Raw genomic sequence first — 15805 nt, 5'->3', positions numbered from 1 at the left:
AACAAAGATGAGACCGCACACGTTTTGAATGTTCGCGAGGCTTGTGCGGCCTCATCTTTGGCCACGCGAACACGTTTGGGGATGGAGCGCGCCTATCCGCGCGGCGCCTCCGCCATCGGTTCCTCCGCGAATTCGTCCGCGGCTGGCGATTCGGGGTCTGCCTGCGGCAGTGCGACGAGTGGGAAATGGGTGTCGACGTAGCGCTCCATCTCTTCCTTGAGCGGCTTGTCGATTCGGAAGACGTGCTGCTCGGCCATGTAGGCGTCGAGGTCGATGCCGAACTCGTCGGCATGCTCGGCCAGCTTGTCTGAATCGATCTTGTCGGCCTTGAACTGCTTCAGGTCGACGCCCAGCGACTTCAAGTGAGCGGCCATGCGCTTCTCGTCGTAGCCATCCTTCTTCACGACCTTGGCGACCTGTTCAGGAGTGAGGTCGGCCTGGATCTTTTCCGCATCGATCTTCAAATTCGCGGTAAGCGCACCGGCGCCGGGCAGGACGATCTTGTGACCGTCGAGCTTGCGGCCGTCGAGGCCCAGGATGAGCTCGGCGCGCAGTTCCTTCGCGCGGTCATCGGCAGCCTTGGCCAGCGCTGACACGTTTGCCATGCGCTCAGCCAACTCGACGTGCTTCGCTACGAAGCCCTCCGAGTCGGCGAGAACTGGCGTGCGGACGTACGGTGGCACCACCTTGTGCATCACGCAGTCCCATGCCCAGTTGCCGGCGTTGCGCACGAGTTGCTTCAGCTCCGCGCTCACTTCGACCACGTCGTCCTTCAGACGCCAGTTCGCCCAGTCGAATTGGCTCAGCATCAGGCCGTGCAGCTCGACACCCTGCTCTTCGCAGAGGATCGCGCCTTGGGCGAGCTGGCAGCCGTACTGGAAGTGAATCTCGGAGTCGTCTTCGACCCTGCTCGGCGCCTTGTAGTCGATGAGCCACCGCGACATCGCTCGCTCGGCGGCCATCGGCCGGGTCGCGGCCAGCATGCGCGAGGGCAGCTGCGCCACTTCATCGGGGCTGTAGCGCATCCACGGAAGCGACCCTTGGGCCGCCTTCAGCGTTTCGAATGCGGGCAGGTCACGATGGGCGCCGTACTTCCTGTAGAACATGGAAGCGTGCCGGTCCTCGTTCTCGTGACCGCGAGTCATATGCTCGTTGGTCTCGTCGGGAACCTTGCGCATCAGCTTGCCCAGGACGATGTCGTGTGCGCTGGCCATATGGTCGGCGCGGACGCCGTGCTGATTGCGCACCAGGACGCCGATCTCCGAACCGCCGAAGCCGTTCAGGCGAATCGCGTGCCAGATGGCTTGCTCGCCATGAAGTTCGACCACGCGGCTGATCCACTGACGAGCGTCCGATTCCTCGATTAGATCGCGTTGCGGAAGAGCGTTCACGAGCGTCCACACCTTGGCAGCGACTGCTGCCTTTTCGTCGGCGCTCAGCTGGCGGTCCAGTTCTTCCATGTCGTTCGTACGTCCTCGATCCGTTGCACTCCCGACTCCAACGCTTCGTTGCTGCCGGTCATTTAATTGTTTGTGAGCATAGCTTGACGCGGGGAAGTTTCTTTTTTTGTTTTTGGTTCATGGCTGCGTTGCAGCGCTGCAACCATGAGGGCCCGGTACGAATGAAGTGTTCACGGCTGGCAGCCCTCGGACTCGTACGCTGGCGCGCCCAGGCGACGACCAGTCGATTCCCTGGGCGACGAGTCGGCCGCCGCTCGGGCGAGAAAAGTCACAGATCGGGGATTTTGTTGAGGCTGAGTTCGGTCCGTCGCTGTAGGTTGCGTCTTACCATCGAGGGCTACCCCCAATTGCGTACTCATGTGACCGCCTCAATCTTCGGCGTCTGTGACCCAGACGTCGACGCTGAAGGGCCCAGCCTACTCAAGCCATGTACCAGGGCCAATGAGACAAGGCGCCCTTCCCAAGTGCGACAGATAATCGCGCATGCGTCTATCTCAAGGACTGCCTCATCGACTTCGACGGAGCGCAGCGCCGCGGACGAACGGTGGACCTACGTCCAGCGTCATCTGATCCAGAGATACATCGACCCAGCCCAGCGTCGCAAGCCCGTCGCTACCTTTCTCGCGTTTGCCGTGGTGTGCATCTGCTGGACCGTCGCACCGGTGGCGCAGCTCATCTGCTGGTTCACTGCAGTTCTATGCTTCAACACGCTGGGACTCGCCGCCGAGGCGGCCTACAGGCGGCAGTACCGCGACTCCGATCTCCGAGCGCAGACGAAGTACATGCGTCACTTGGCGATCCTGTACGTCATCCTCGGCGCGATCTGGGGCTCATCCGTACTGCTCTTCTTCGACCAAGGGCCAGCCGCGGGACAGTTCGGGTGCTGGATCATCGTAGGAGCTATGTTGTACGTGCCGCTGAACAGGCTGTCGCTCGTGCCCATGCTCCTGCGCTCCTACACCAACACCTTCCTCCTGGCGGTCCTCGTCTGTTCTGTCTATTCGGCTTGGCAACTGCCTGAGCCGCAGCAGCATTTCGATGGATGGATCCTCGCGTTCGTTCTCTTCCAGGCGTGGCTCATCAACCGAATGAGCTCGGACACCCAGAAGAGCGCAGAAGATCAGTTGGGGTTGCAGTACGACCTCGAGGCCCAGCGCCGAGAAGCCCTTGAGGCAGTGAAGACCAAGGACCGATTCCTGGCAGCGGCAACGCACGACATGCGACAGCCGGTGATTGCACTTTCCCTCTACGCAGAGTACCTGGAAGCATATCCAGAGTCACACCTCGAGCTCGCGCCCAAGATCACGGGTGCAAGCAACGCGGTCAACAGCCTCTTCAACTCGCTTTTCGATCTGTCCAAGTTTGACGCCGGAGAGATTCACCTTGCGGTTGAGCCTGTGAGGATTGCTCAGGTCTTCGTCGGGCTGCAGGCGTCCTTCGAACCGCTGGCAAGGGCAAAGGGTCTCGAGCTGCGTGTGCGGGTCGCAGATGCCGTGATTCAGACCGACTCCGCGCGCCTGAAGCGCATGATCGGGAACGTGATTTCCAACGCGATCAAGTACAGCCGGCCCGGCCGAAAGGTGCTTCTCGCTGCTCGGATCCACGGCCCACGGTTGCGTGTAGAAGTCTGGGACCAGGGGATCGGGATACCCGCCGGCCAGATCGACGAAGTGTTCGCGGAGTTTTATCGGGTTGAGGCGGCCGCCAAACTTGCGCCTGACGGAATGGGCATCGGCCTATCGCTTGTCGCCCGCCTGGCCAAGGCTTTGAACACGCGTCTGGCGATCGCGTCCATTGAAGGCCGGGGCACGCGCGTGACGATGGAGATCGGGGACATCGATCCGGACCCGGAGAAGCGCAAGCTGGCGCTGGAATGCGGCTGAGGTTGCCCCCTGGGGGAGGCCCATATGGTCAGGCCGGCCGCGAGCGCGGCGAAGCACCGTAGCCTACCTGTCGGAGACTGGAGCTAGGTGCACGGTAACCCTGTCGCACGTGGTTTCGAAAGCGACGCCTCGGACCTCGTGCACATCGATCTGGTTCTGAACCAGGCCAAGCGCAACCTGCCGCCTGGTGGCTCGCTCCTGCGTCGACCAGCCATAAGGAGAGGACGACCTATCGGTTTCCCCGGGTGGCGGCTCCTGGATCCAAATTTGTGGTTGATAGCGATGGCCGGGTCCATCCTCTTCCATCTCCCAGAGAGACGCGGACCGAGAAAGGTACCCTCCTCCCCACTGCCGAACTCGCGACGCCCTCGGAAAGAGCACGACGTTCTCTCCAGCTATGTTGCCTCCGTGGCCACTGGATTGCGTCGAAGGGTAGAGGATGCCATCGACATCAGCGCGCGGATGCGTAGCCAAATAGTCCGCGATCACTTGAGTGATCAGGTAGTCCCGATCCTGAAGGTCAGGCATCACGGGCGCGACCATGAGGCGCGACAGGACCCGGAGGAAGTCGCGCCTTTGTGCGTTTGCGACACTTCGAGGATCGAAAAGACTCAACGCAGCGTCGCGCTGAACCCTGGCGAGGCTGCGGAGGTCGAGGAGCCTCAATGGCCTGAGAACATCGAACGCTGCCACCGCAACTCGGCTGCCTACCGGTGGCCGGACTTCGGCGATCGCAGTCCCACGCTCGGTGGCGCCGTAGAAGGCCGGCTGGCCTTTGGCATTCATTCTCCCCGCCATACCAATTCCAGCGGCCGGTGTGCCGAGAAGCCTTTCCGGATCCTTAAGCGCTTCTTCCAATGCCGCATCGGTTTGAAACACCCGGGCGCGGTAAAGACTGCTGAAAGCCGTACCCGGGCCAGCTGGCACGATGACTGGATCACCCTCTGCAGTGCAATCGTCGGCGACGCTGCCCAAGACCTCGTCAAGCACTCGCTGTGCATCCGGGTTGAGGTATCTGGCCTCCTCGCGCAAGCTCGCTTCCATGCCCTTCCATGTGCTGCTAACAGGCTCGCTCATGTCAGCCTTGGGCGTAAAAAAGGGTTCGTCATCACCGTGTTTGCTTTCCCCCGTATCTCGATCAAACCAGAGGGACTGAAGGCACGCGTTCAGTTCCTCGAGCGCATCGTCAGGCACGACCTGTAAGCCAACCAGCGTGTCATCAAGATTGGCACCCACCGGATCGCGCCCATATAGGACCACCGCGTTTGCATCGTGAGTGGATTCAAAGTGTTCGTCGATGACCCGGTCGCATTCCGCCGCTATGTCGAACAAGGGCACGCCAGGCAATGCGTCGTAACAGTAGTCGCAGGGCGACTTCGCAGAAACCTTTCCGGCCAGGTGCTCACGGAGAAAGGGATCCTTGAGGCAACTTATGCAGATATTGGTCATTGCGGGTGCCGGCGATTTCGTGACGATGCCGATGATTCTCCTCCAGTGCCCCGACCGGCCCGCGTTCAGACTCTTGTGGCCGGGCCCCCTTCGTGAGCCGGCCTTCGCGAGAAAAGCGGCCCCCGACCGAAGTCGGAGGCCAAAGCGTTCCTTCGGCCGGAAGCCGGATTTACGCTGAGGGGAGAACTTGCAGGGATACCGCGGGAGCGCTACGGGAGCTACTTCTTGCCCCAACGGCGAAAATCGATGTCGGACAGCTGCTGGTCGAAGGTGAAGCGCTGCCGATAGAAGCGAGGCCTGGCCGCAATGACGCCCGAGCGCATCTTGCTGCGCATGCGCCTCACGGCCCAGAGGATGGTTCGGTTCTTGTACGCGGCATAGCCGAACACGGCGCACACCCCGATCGCGATCGCGAGCGTCCACCACGAGAAGTGGAAGAGCGCGAGGACCATCGGTGCGCCGGCCTGCGGCGGCAGCGGGGTACCCGGGATTCGGTAGGACTTCCCGGTGCGGGGCCAGTAGTTGCTCATGCGGGCTCCGCCTCGGCCGTTGCCGCCACGTTCGTGCTGCCGTCAGCACCAGCGGGCGCGATCGGCGCTAATGTGGGGAGGGACGTCACCACTGCGGCGCCCGGATTGAAGCCCCGATGCGCGCAGTATTCGTTGGCTTCGCGCAGCGTCATCGAAGACACCTCGACGAAGCTCTCGAAGCTGATGAGGCCCTCAGCCAGTGCCGCGAAGGATTTGGATTCGAAGTCGTTGCCACGTTCGGTCACCAGCTTGCGAACGGCCAGGCCCCATTGGTGAGTCGGCAGTTCCTCCATGCTTCGCTTGACCTCGCGGTCGAAGACGCACCAGGAGCGGAACGCGATCACCTTGCCGTCGTTGCGGCGCGCGAGCTTCTGCGCGATGACCAGCCGAGTCTGCTCGATGAATTCGTTGGCGACGCGGGCGTGCTCCACCGGAGGGAAAAGCTGCAGCGTGCGTGAAAGAGCACGGTCAGGCGTCTCGGTGTGCATTGTGGCGTACGCGGCGTGGCCGGTCGCGCCCAGCTCAAAGCCGGCGCGCGCGCTGTCCATGTCGCGGATTTCGCCCATCTGGATGACCTGGCCCTTCCGGCGCATCGCGTTCGGGCCCACCATGTCCATGGAGCGCAGCTGCGCACCCACTCCGACCTCGGTCTGCGTCGGCTCGGGCATGAAGCCGCCAGCGTAGCCCTTGAGCAGGTACTCCACCGGTTGCTCGTAGGTGAGGATGTGGACCGGGTCGTGCCGGCGCTCCTCGAGGCGGTACCGATGCGCAGCTGCCAGCAGAGTGGACTTGCCCGAACCAGTGGTACCGACGATGAGGACCATCCCGTAGCGCGGGAACAGGTTCTGCATGAGCTCGGGCTCCAGGCCCAGCTGTGCGCATGTGGGGATCTGCTGCGGCATCGCGCGCAGCGTGATATTGACGCCAGAAGGCGTGTTGCCCACCGAGCATCCCGTGGCGTTCAAGCGGAAGGCGAGCACCTTGTCGCGGGAGATGACGGCGTCGACCCGCGAGTCGATCGCGTTGGCCGCGCCAATCTCGGTCTGGCCGCTCTCGTTGAAGAGCAGAGCAAGGATGGTGTTCACCTCAGAGTCGTCCAGGCGGCGATCGGTGACCGGATGCCAGAGACGGTTCACCTCGGCCCACACGTAGTCGGTCGAGGAAAACTTGATGTCCGAAACGCCCAGGTCGTAGACCTTGGCGAGGAACTCGTTCAGGTCCGCGCGCCGGATGTTGCCGATCGGCAGCGCGAAGCGAGGGACGGTGGATTCGGCGGCATCGAGCACAACTCGGTCGCCTATTCCAGAGGCTTCCAGCGGCTCGAATCCTCGAAGCCGGCCTGGCGGGTGATGCGGAACATCGTATTGCCCACCGAGATGGTGTTCGGGCTATCGTGATCGACCATCGTCTGCGCGCTCGCGACGACGGGGATCGTCACCATGCCGCGCTTCCACAGATCGTAGAAGAGACGCATGCCGAAGTAGGTCTTCTCGAGATTGGCGACGTTCAGCTCGAAGATCTGCTGCGCCTGAGCGCGGCCGGTGGCCACCGCCTGGGCAACTTCCTTCTTCCAGAAGGCTTGCTCGACGCTGTCGCGCGGAAGCAGGCTTTTCACCGTCGACATGTCCGCCGCGTCTTCATTGGGCAAGCCCAGCAGCAGCCAATCGCGCCAGGTGGGGGCGATGGCCACGAACCGGGCTGGTTCGTCGATCCTGTAGATCGCGCCGGACACGCGCATGGTCGTGGCTTCCAGCGAGATGGCGTCCTTGCTTTCCATGATGACAGGTGGCAGCACTCCCGGCCCCATCATCAGGCCGCCGAAATCGAAGCGCTTGTCGAGCTCGCGGTCGCGCTTCGCCACCTCGGCAGCGATCTCGCGCGAGCGCTCAAGCAGACCCAGCCGCGTGCCCAGGCCGAATGCGGTCTCGCGCAGCGCTGTTTCACGGACGAGGCTCAACCGGCTTTGGGACTCGCTCGCCCCCTGCGCGTTCATGAGGGATTCGATCGAAAGGGGCTGGGTCTGAGCCGAAGCAACTTGCGCCGCGGCAACTGCCATGGCTGCAATGGCCAAGCGCCTGGCCGCGCTGATGAAAGGGGTCCTGCTCATGTGGGATCAGAAGGCGCGGTAGCGAATCTCGATGCCCGAAGGCAGGAGCACCAGGTCCGCACGCTGGCCAAGCTGATAGCCGATGTCGCGCATGACCTCGTCGACCGGAACGCCGAGCGCGTGCACCTGGACGTAGAGGGGAAGCCGCGGCGTCGGGCCGGCGACGGTCACCTTCTGGCCCGTGACCGGCTCGAGGTTCTTCAGGAGGTCGTTCGCGTCGCCGCGCCAGGTCACCCATAGCTTGCCGTCCGCCATACGGGGAGCCGGCGCCTTCGCATCGGCACTGCCTGTGAATGCTGGTTGCCCAGCGGACTTTTGGAAGAGGCGGTCGAGCTGCGCGGCAGCCGGATCCGTCGAGGCGACGGGGGCCGGCGGAGTGGTGCAGGCGGCAAGTGCGAGAAGCGCTGCAGAAACTGCGCCAGCGCCGAAGATCCGCGAGAAGTGGGTCATTGTGGACGGGCCCCGGGACGGGGTAATGTCAAAACGAGGACGAGAACTAGGCATCCGCCTTTAATTCGTGCCGATACTATCTCACGGTGAATAGACCAGCAAGACAGACGCCGCTTTCCGCATGCATTGCGTAACGGGCCTGTCGAGCTTTTGATACGGACCCAACCGCACGACGCCCGCTCGTGCGTTACCAACACCCGCAACACATCTCGCTGCGGCGCACCCTCCGTCCCGGAGTCAGATGGTCATCCTCGGCGCCCGGTGTTCGATGTCCACCGCCTTTGGCCACAGGCCGCGGGCTTCCCGCACCTTGGCCATCTCGCCACTGCGAAGCGCCTCGAACATCGATTCGGTCGTGGGCGCCTTTTTGCCCGACACGCGCTCGGCGAGCCAGCGGCCGCAGTCCTTGAGTACGGACCAGACCTCCTGGAACATTCCCTTCGGTACCGACTCGGTGATCTCCATTTCGCCCGTGCTCCAGAGTGCGAATGCATGGGCCGCGCACTCCTCGGGATGGGCGCACTGGCGCGCGGCATCGAGCTCGCCAAGGTTGATCAGGGTCTGCTGAGTCCGGCGCGCGAGCATCTTGTGCGGGGCGAACTCACGCTGCATCGCGACTCGCTCGTCGACGGTCAGCATGTTCTCGGTGGCGAAGTGCCAGGCCTCGTGGCGTGCCGCGCGGTCGAGGTTCTGGGCGTGCAGGTTCAAAAGGATGCCGTTGTTGATGTACTTGCCGGCGACTTGGCGCTGGGTCGCGATGTCGTAGAGCGCGTCCATCAGCTTCACGTGGCGGGTCGTACCCATCATGAGCTCGCACTCGGCCAGGACACGGTTCACTTCGGCCTGGCCGTTGCGCGCGCCCTTCCAGACCGGGGACAAGCTGTAGAGAGGCATGGGCCCGCGAAGCGCTTCTTTGACCGCTGGCGTCATCTCGAACTGCGGAACCTGGTGGGTCACCCCATTGAGGTCAACCTGTCCCATCGTCACCTTGACGCCGAGTGGCTTCAGAAGCTTGTCGGCCAGCTTGGGCAGGATGTTCTTGTAGAAGTCGTCCAGGCTTGCGCCACCGCCGGCGCGGCCGCCGTTGCGCATGGATTGGGTGATCCAGGCGAATTGATTGACCTGCGGGATCGCGGCGGCCCGCTGCATCAGCCGGCGCAGGATCAGGCCTGACCATTCCTCGGTGCTTGTGACGAAGGGCGCCGCCGGCGTCCGGCCAGTCCATCCCTTTCGGCGGCCCTCTTCCGCCGCGGCGCTCAGCTCGGGGTCCTTCGGGTCGTACTTAACCCCGCGAAGTTCGACGGTGGCTTTCGCCTTGATCGCACCGATGAGCAGTTCCCGCTCCGAAATCGGAAGGTGGGCAACCCCAAGTTTCTGAGCCAGTAAGGCGATTACCGCCTCGCGTGCGGCGGCCCGACTCGCCTTCCCTCCGGCCTGCGCCCAGTCACTCTGGATCTCCTCGACGAAGAATAGTGACCCACGCTCCGTGAAGCGCGCGTGCGCCATGATGTTCTTGTCGACCGAACCGTCGAGCGCCTCCTGGAAGTGGGGGGCCGCATAGTCCCAAGCCTTCGGCAGCAGCTCGCGCAGCGCCTTCATCTGAGCTTGCATCCTGGCCGGCAGCTCCGGATCATCCATCAAGGACTCCAGGCTGAAGGCTAGATCTGCGGCGTCGTACTGCATCGCCTCGAGCCGGTACTCCAGTTCGCTCAGTTCGTCCTGCACGTTGTCGCGCTGGGAATTGAGGACGAAGAGAAGCTCCTTGTAGACGCCGCCGGAATGGCGCCAACTCGCGTAGCGCGGGGTCGCGAGCTCCAGCTCTTTTACGGTCGGCAGGCCCGACAGCACCAGGCTGGCAACCTGCTCCTTCGTGAGCGACTTCGCGTCGGAGGCCTCCAGCTGCTCGAGAACCTTGCTGTCCTCAAGCTCGGAGCGCTTCACGCCCTTCGTCTGAAGCGCCTTGATCATCGAAACCCATTGCTTGGGCGGAGCCTTGCCCTGGGTACCGTTGATCAGCAGCTGGTGCAGTTTGGAGAAGAAGCCGGCGTCGCCGGCGGCACCCACGGTCTCCAACGTGTGGCGCGCGTTCAGATAGCAGTAGCGATCACCTTTGGAATTAATCATTCGTGTTTGCCTATTGACGCGAAATAGAAAGTTCACTGCAAGTATAGGTTTCACGCTCGCAACAGCCGCGAAAACTTTCGGTTGTGCCGTTCCACTACTCGTGATGCGGCATCGAAGCTGCGGGCCGACTCAAAGTGCTCGCGAGGAGGAAGATCCGTGCCGATGGGATAGAGAAAGCCGTTGCACCTACCAAGTCACGTTTGGTATGGAGAAAGCCAACAGATCTACCAGGGGACAGGCTCCAAGCAGTGCAGCCGATCGGGCCCGCGGCCATTGGTAGACCTGTCGGCTTTCTCTGGTAGATCGAACCACCAATCGAAATTCCTCACGTCTCGGTCGCCCGATGGTCAGGCCGATGCAACGGCTTTCTCTAGGTCGTCTCTGGGATGCGTCTGGCGGACCACTTCCCTAGCCGTTGCAACGGCTTTCGTTGCGCCGTCTTTCGAACAACGCTCTGCCACGTCAATTCCATTTGTTTTTTCGCAACCTTGACGGATCGGTTTTAGGCGTGCCATTCTTGTTTGCAGCGTACTATCAGCACAAACGTAAAGGATCCCGCACACATGAGCAACGCAGCAGTAGACACACCCGTCGTGTTGGCCATTGATCTGGGCTACGGCCTCACCAAGTTCACGAAGCACAACCGCCAGACTGGCGGAGCGGCTGTTGTCGAATACGACCTTTTCCCCTCCGTCGCCTTTGGCGTCGATCGCCGTCGCTACGAGCTCGAGGAACGTCGGAGCGAGGACGTGAAGGTCGTGACGTACAACGGCGAGTCGTTCGTCGTCGGGCCGGACGTCATGAGCCGGGCCGCTTCCAGCTCGGACTTTGGTCGCCATCTGGACGACAAGTACTACGACAGCGCGCCGTACCACGCCCTGATGCGAGGCGCACTCTCCTATATGGAAGAGACCCACATCGATGTGCTCGTCCTGGGCCTGCCCGTCAGCCACTTCCGTGACCCCGGCAAACCCGCGGCCCTAAAGAAGGCCTACACCGGCCGGATCGACCTGGACGGCGAGCGCAGCGTGCAGATCGACAAGGTGGTCGTGCGCCCGCAACCCATGGGCGGCTTCTACAGCCTGGATCGCCACATTGACGGCATCAACAAGACCATTGCCCGCTTCCCCCAATCGGGCCTGAAGCCCTTGGCGGATTGGAACCAGCTGGTCGACACTCTGACGATCGTCACCGTCGATCCGGGCGAGTACACGCTGGACTGGCTGCTCGTGAACCGCGGCAAGCCGAACACCGACGTGTCGGGCGCCGCCGGCGACGCGGGCCGCCACCGCGTCATGACCACGGTCAAGGAGCACCTGGAAGCGAAGATCGGCCGCGCCATCGCCCCGTCGAACCTGAGCCGCCTGAACCATTCGCTGCGCACCGGCGCTGTCTTCAAGCTCGACGGCCGAGCGATCGACATGGCTGACCCGGAGATTCTGGCCGCTGCGCGCCGCGCCGTCCGCGATCCGGTGGGCATCATGATGAACGGGATCAAGGGCGCCTGGGACATCATCGACATGGTGGTGATGGTCGGCGGCCACCCGGCGCACTACGCTGAAGAGATCGCAGAACGCATGCCCGACATGCCGATCTATGTGCCCAAGCACTCGGTCTTCAGCAACGTCGAAGGCCTGCAGCTGATCGGCGAAGGCATCGCGCAAGCTGAAGCATTGGCCTCTGCCGACGCGGCTTGAAGGTCGATTCGCGATGAAGAAGTACGGCGAGCAGGCCACAAACGACGACGTCCTCGACATCCGGATCCGCTTCCTCCGGCGCGAGAGCCCGATGCTTTTCCGCGCCATCGAGCAGTTCAGCGGACGCCCCGGCGACCGCGCTCGGAACGGCTTCATCCGCCAACTGATGGAAATGGGCCTGGTTGTGCAGGAGGAGCGGATGCGCCGCATGGACGGCCTCTCGACCCGGATCTCCGGCGGCCTTGTCGACGAGGTGATGGGGGCGGTGTCGATCGTCCAGCGGCCCGCGGCGCCAAGCCAGGTTGAAGCCCAGCCACCGCACGGCCACGTGAATACTGAGGGCCAGGCGTCGGTTACCGCATCCGCACCTGGCGCGCCTCGGCCTGCCGTACCGGAAACGCCGTCGAGCATGGCGGCGCCTGGTTCCGGCCAACCAGCAGAGATGACCGGTTTTCTGCGATCGGTTACGCCGACGCCGAAGAATCCGGAGTCAAGCAGCCCGACGCGCGACGACGACCGCCCTCCCCCGCGCGTGCCCGGCTTCACGGGTCGCCGCATGCTGGCCGGCGAGTCCCTCGAATGACCTTTGGTCCGAGTGCATGGAAGGCGCCTGCTAGTTACGCGGTTAACTAGCAGTCGAGTGGCAATGGGAGGGGCGGCTGTCCATCTTTCGATCAAACCAACTGCTAATTACCCCGGTAAGCAGCAGTTGGCTGGCGCTTTCGCCTCCGAGCGCGCGTGCGCACCACTGCTAGTTACCGGCTTAACTAGCAGTCTGCTGGCAGCGCGAGCAACCGGCTCTCTTCGGCACGGCGCCCGGACCGGCGAGCCGATTCACCGACATCATGGCAGGCGACTGCTGCTTACCGGGGTAATTAGCAGTTGGTGGGCAATCGGAGGATTTCCCCGCCCGACTCCTAGTTTCGGCCGTCTGGCGCTGATTTCGGGCCCGCGTGGCAGGCAACTGTGGCTTATCAAGTTAACTAGCACTTGCCCGCGCGCGGCTAAACAGCCGCCTCCTCGGTCTACAAAGGCCCGAAACGGAACGCGACTGCTAGTTACCTCGGTAAGCAGCAGTTGGCCGCAGGGGTGGATTTCGGGTCCTTTTCCCGAATTGTTTCCAAAACCGCTATCAGTTATTAGCCATTTCTGGGAAATCCGGGCCGGACGTGGTCCTCGCGGGGTGCAGTTCAGGCAGGCACCAGGCCCCACCCGGCAGAGAGTCCCACCGCCCACTTAGCCCACCGATGGTCTAAGTCCACTCCAGAGCCCTGCCACCCCAGAACACAAACCCCAGAAGGCTCCAGCTCCACCAACCTGCGCCCAGAAACAAGCACCAATGCAAAACAATCAAGACCGAAACCAGACTTCAGAGGCGGACCAGGATCTCCGCTTAATCCATCCCGACACCCTCCAGACCGCGCGCAATCACGGCTCCGGCCCGAACCCCGATCGATCGCAGACTGGGCAGCCCGTCGAACCGCTGAGCAACTGGTATGAGTCCGCCGTACAGCCGGTCAACGAAGACACCGCGGTCTTCTACCGGAAGCGCTACTTCATGATGGTGGACCGCGTGGCGCTGGCGCTCAACAAGGATCCGGACTTCGTTTCGATTGAGGATCTCATCGAAAACCTGGCCGCAGATCCAGCCCTGGCGCCTGGCACCAAGACGACCTACCGCGCTGCCATCGTTTGGGCCTTGAACCAGCCCGACATGGACTTCTCGGCCGAGATCCGCGAGAAAGGCCTCGCGCTCGCTCGTGAGTACAACCCACGGCTGGGCAGTGCCCAAGCGATCCAGATGCGGCGATCGCGCGCCTCCGCCCGGGCCATTCCCGAGCAGGATCTCGGCCCGCTTCTGAACGGGCTCCTGGCGGCCAGACCCTCTCTCCAGAACTGGGGCGCCAAGACCACCGCGTGGCTGAACGCCGGGATCGCAACGGGCGCACGGCCGGGCGAATGGGAGACCGCCTTCTGGCTCGACCGCGATCGGAACATCCTTCGCCTTCCGAACCTGAAACTCAAAAAGCAGCCGTTTTTCAACTGGCGCCACATCCCCGAGAGACTGCTCAATCGCGCCGATGCCGATCTGGCTGCGATGGCCGGCGCCGACCAGGCCAACGTGTCAGCCGTCCTGGAAGCAGCCGAGCGCCATGCCGAGCTGGTCTCGAGGAACCTGGCCTTCTTCGATCAGGCCGAAGCCATGGTCGACGTCAACAACGAAGTGGCAATCGAAAACCTTAGACGCCTGCGCGCCTGGGAGCTGCGCAACGCGGGGCTCGCCTGGCGCGACGTCGAAGTGCCGTATCGATGGGTCGGCGCCGTGGACGCCCACCTCAGCAGTTTGCAGCAGTACCTGGCCAGTGGGGACGAGCACACCTTCGAGCGCTATTTCAACGGCTGTCGCACGGCGCTGTACGCCGCTTGCAACCGCGCCTTCCCCGACGGACGGAAATACTCTTTGTATGACACCCGCTCGACGGCGGCCGCGAACATGAAGGCTACGGTCGGGCCGGAAGTGGCCGCGATGGTCATGGGCCATTACATGAAGCGCAAGCGAACGATCGCTGGCCACTACGCAGGATCTGATCGGGCGTTTCGTCGGGCCGGTCGATTCGCGCCAGGCTTGGCCGACACCCAGAACCAACGCGACCAGGCCGCGGACCGAGCTGCAGAACAACAGTCAGCGGCGGACACGCTCGGAACGGGCGAAGCTCGCGCGGCTGCCGCGCCGGACGCGCCGACGATCGAATGAGCTTCGTTTCGCTCATTGATTCGCGGCGCAACAAGGAGCGAAACAAAGCCGCTTCTCACAACGGCCTCCCTGGTTATGCGGGCTGCTCACGAATCCGAATGCGGGGGGAACTTGGCCGCCCTGATCGGCCCCAACTTCAATCGCTCGACCACCGACCTCTTGCGCCCTTGCCGTCATTGGCCGGGGCGTTCTTTCGGAGCAGACAGGCCGCCGTGCGCGTCATCCCCGCGCCGATGCCGCTGCTGCAGCAGCTGTTGCCGCCTGCACACGACGACGCCCCCTCCGCCGAGCGCGCACAGCAGCACGCACACAACAACACACCGCGCGACCCCAAGGCCGATCTTGCCGCGCCAAGCCCGACGCCGACTTGCGCATCTTTGATGTCGCCTGCCCTTGCCGACTGCGACAACATTGCCCGCTCGGGCTCCGATCTGCGTCACTTTTTCTGGTTCGACCTGGATCATTGAGGTCTACGCTCAGACCGGCATCGAGCGTCTGCTTTCCGGCACCATCAACATCCGCTGACAGGCAGGAGTGGGCCCATCACAGTCTTTCGGCTTCGTCCCAAGCATGTCCGCAATGCGAGCTGAACCGGCCGTTGCAATCCCTCGGGCGCGGGACCTTCTTCGGGACACTGCCGGCGAAGATGGAAGTGCTCCCCGAGCCTCTTTCTCCGACTTGAAGCGGCATTATCTCGCTGATGCACTGGAGGCGTCCCGGGCGCTCTGCCACGCTCGGGACATGCCGAAGAACCGCGACTACACCCTCGCACAGGACATCGCGCGACGCCAGCGCTCGCCCAATCCGCACGATTCGCGGCGGCGTTGAGTATGATCCTATCGTGCAGCGCGCCGCCGCGATCATCGGTTCCGCGATCTTCCTGGTCATCGCTCCGGGCACGCTCGCCGTGTACGTCCCTTGGTACCTCACGCACTGGCACTTCGCGCCTCCGCTATTCCCGATCGCGCGCGTGCTCGGCGCCGCCCTGATCGTCGCCGGGTTGCCCATCTTGCTCGATTCGTTCGCTCGCTTCGCGTTGCAGGGCCTCGGCACACCGGCGCCCGTGATGCCTCCCAAGCGCCTCGTCGTCACCGGGCTCTATCGCTACGTCCGCAATCCGATGTACGTCGCAGTCACGGCGTTGATCGCCGGCCAGGGCCTCCTGTTCGGGAGCGTCACGGTGCTGGAGTACAGCGCGATCGTGTGGGCCGGATTCTTCTTGTTCGTTGTCGCCTACGAAGAGCCTGCGCTGGGCGAGCAGTTCGGCGACGAGTACAAGCGCTACCGGGCGAACGTGAGGCGATGGTTACCGCGCATCACCCCATGGCGCGGGTAGGTGGTAAGAACGCT

The 15805-nt window shown here is 63.2% G+C and carries 13 protein-coding genes; 6 read left to right on the top strand and 7 right to left on the bottom strand.

Translation table 11 applies throughout. The features are described from left to right. Positions 1 to 92: 92 nt before the first annotated feature. Positions 93 to 1460, bottom strand: a complete 1368-nt coding sequence (locus ACSQ9A_RS39905) for a hypothetical protein (RefSeq protein ID WP_436308202.1) — start codon at positions 1458 to 1460, stop codon at positions 93 to 95. Positions 1461 to 1924: 464 nt separating this feature from the next. On the opposite strand from ACSQ9A_RS39905, the gene ACSQ9A_RS39900 reads away from it, so the two are divergent. After that, positions 1925 to 3343: a sensor histidine kinase gene (locus tag ACSQ9A_RS39900; protein WP_436308201.1), complete on the top strand. Its 1419-nt coding sequence runs from the start codon at positions 1925 to 1927 to the stop codon at positions 3341 to 3343. A gap of 63 nt (positions 3344 to 3406) precedes the next feature. On the opposite strand, the gene ACSQ9A_RS39895 is transcribed toward ACSQ9A_RS39900, so the two are convergent. The 6 genes from ACSQ9A_RS39895 to ACSQ9A_RS39870 form a co-directional block, all read right to left on the bottom strand. After that, positions 3407 to 4792, bottom strand: coding sequence for an RES family NAD+ phosphorylase (locus tag ACSQ9A_RS39895; protein ID WP_436308200.1), 1386 nt, complete (start codon positions 4790 to 4792; stop codon positions 3407 to 3409). A 218-nt stretch (positions 4793 to 5010) separates the two neighbouring features. Further along, entirely contained in the window at positions 5011 to 5322 is a 312-nt protein-coding gene (gene icmT / locus ACSQ9A_RS39890; protein WP_436308199.1) for an IcmT/TraK family protein, read from the bottom strand. Next, positions 5319 to 6608, bottom strand: coding sequence for an ATPase, T2SS/T4P/T4SS family (locus tag ACSQ9A_RS39885; protein ID WP_436298058.1), 1290 nt, complete (start codon positions 6606 to 6608; stop codon positions 5319 to 5321). Before ACSQ9A_RS39885 ends, icmT begins: the two co-directional genes overlap by 4 nt. Positions 6609 to 6619: 11 nt before the next feature. Continuing rightward, positions 6620 to 7378, bottom strand: a complete 759-nt coding sequence (locus ACSQ9A_RS39880) for a type IV secretory system conjugative DNA transfer family protein (RefSeq protein ID WP_436308198.1) — start codon at positions 7376 to 7378, stop codon at positions 6620 to 6622. Positions 7379 to 7435: 57 nt separating this feature from the next. Beyond that, positions 7436 to 7879, bottom strand: coding sequence for a DotD/TraH family lipoprotein (locus tag ACSQ9A_RS39875; RefSeq protein ID WP_436308197.1), 444 nt, complete (start codon positions 7877 to 7879; stop codon positions 7436 to 7438). A 237-nt stretch (positions 7880 to 8116) separates the two neighbouring features. After that, positions 8117 to 10039 carry a hypothetical protein gene (locus ACSQ9A_RS39870; protein ID WP_436308196.1) on the bottom strand — a complete coding sequence of 641 codons (1923 nt, stop codon included), beginning with the start codon at positions 10037 to 10039 and terminating at the stop codon, positions 8117 to 8119. 527 nt (positions 10040 to 10566) lie between these two features. Between ACSQ9A_RS39870 and ACSQ9A_RS39865 the strand changes: the two genes are divergently transcribed. From ACSQ9A_RS39865 to ACSQ9A_RS39845, 5 genes are all read left to right on the top strand, one after another. Continuing rightward, positions 10567 to 11700, top strand: coding sequence for a hypothetical protein (locus ACSQ9A_RS39865; RefSeq protein ID WP_436308195.1), 1134 nt, complete (start codon positions 10567 to 10569; stop codon positions 11698 to 11700). A 13-nt stretch (positions 11701 to 11713) separates the two neighbouring features. Further along, positions 11714 to 12283, top strand: coding sequence for a hypothetical protein (locus tag ACSQ9A_RS39860; RefSeq protein WP_436308194.1), 570 nt, complete (start codon positions 11714 to 11716; stop codon positions 12281 to 12283). A gap of 756 nt (positions 12284 to 13039) precedes the next feature. Beyond that, complete coding sequence (locus ACSQ9A_RS39855) at positions 13040 to 14455, top strand: hypothetical protein (protein WP_436308193.1); 1416 nt, start codon at positions 13040 to 13042, stop codon at positions 14453 to 14455. Positions 14456 to 14667: 212 nt separating this feature from the next. Continuing rightward, positions 14668 to 14922, top strand: a complete 255-nt coding sequence (locus ACSQ9A_RS39850; RefSeq protein ID WP_436308192.1) for a hypothetical protein — start codon at positions 14668 to 14670, stop codon at positions 14920 to 14922. Between the two features lie 374 nt (positions 14923 to 15296). Next, positions 15297 to 15791, top strand: a complete 495-nt coding sequence (locus ACSQ9A_RS39845) for a methyltransferase family protein (RefSeq protein ID WP_435482150.1) — start codon at positions 15297 to 15299, stop codon at positions 15789 to 15791. Positions 15792 to 15805: the final 14 nt, after the last annotated feature.

Source organism: Variovorax sp. LjRoot290 (genome assembly GCF_964253985.1).
In the GTDB taxonomy this organism is placed as follows: domain Bacteria; phylum Pseudomonadota; class Gammaproteobacteria; order Burkholderiales; family Burkholderiaceae_C; genus Variovorax.
This window is presented reverse-complemented; position numbering and strand designations above follow the sequence as displayed.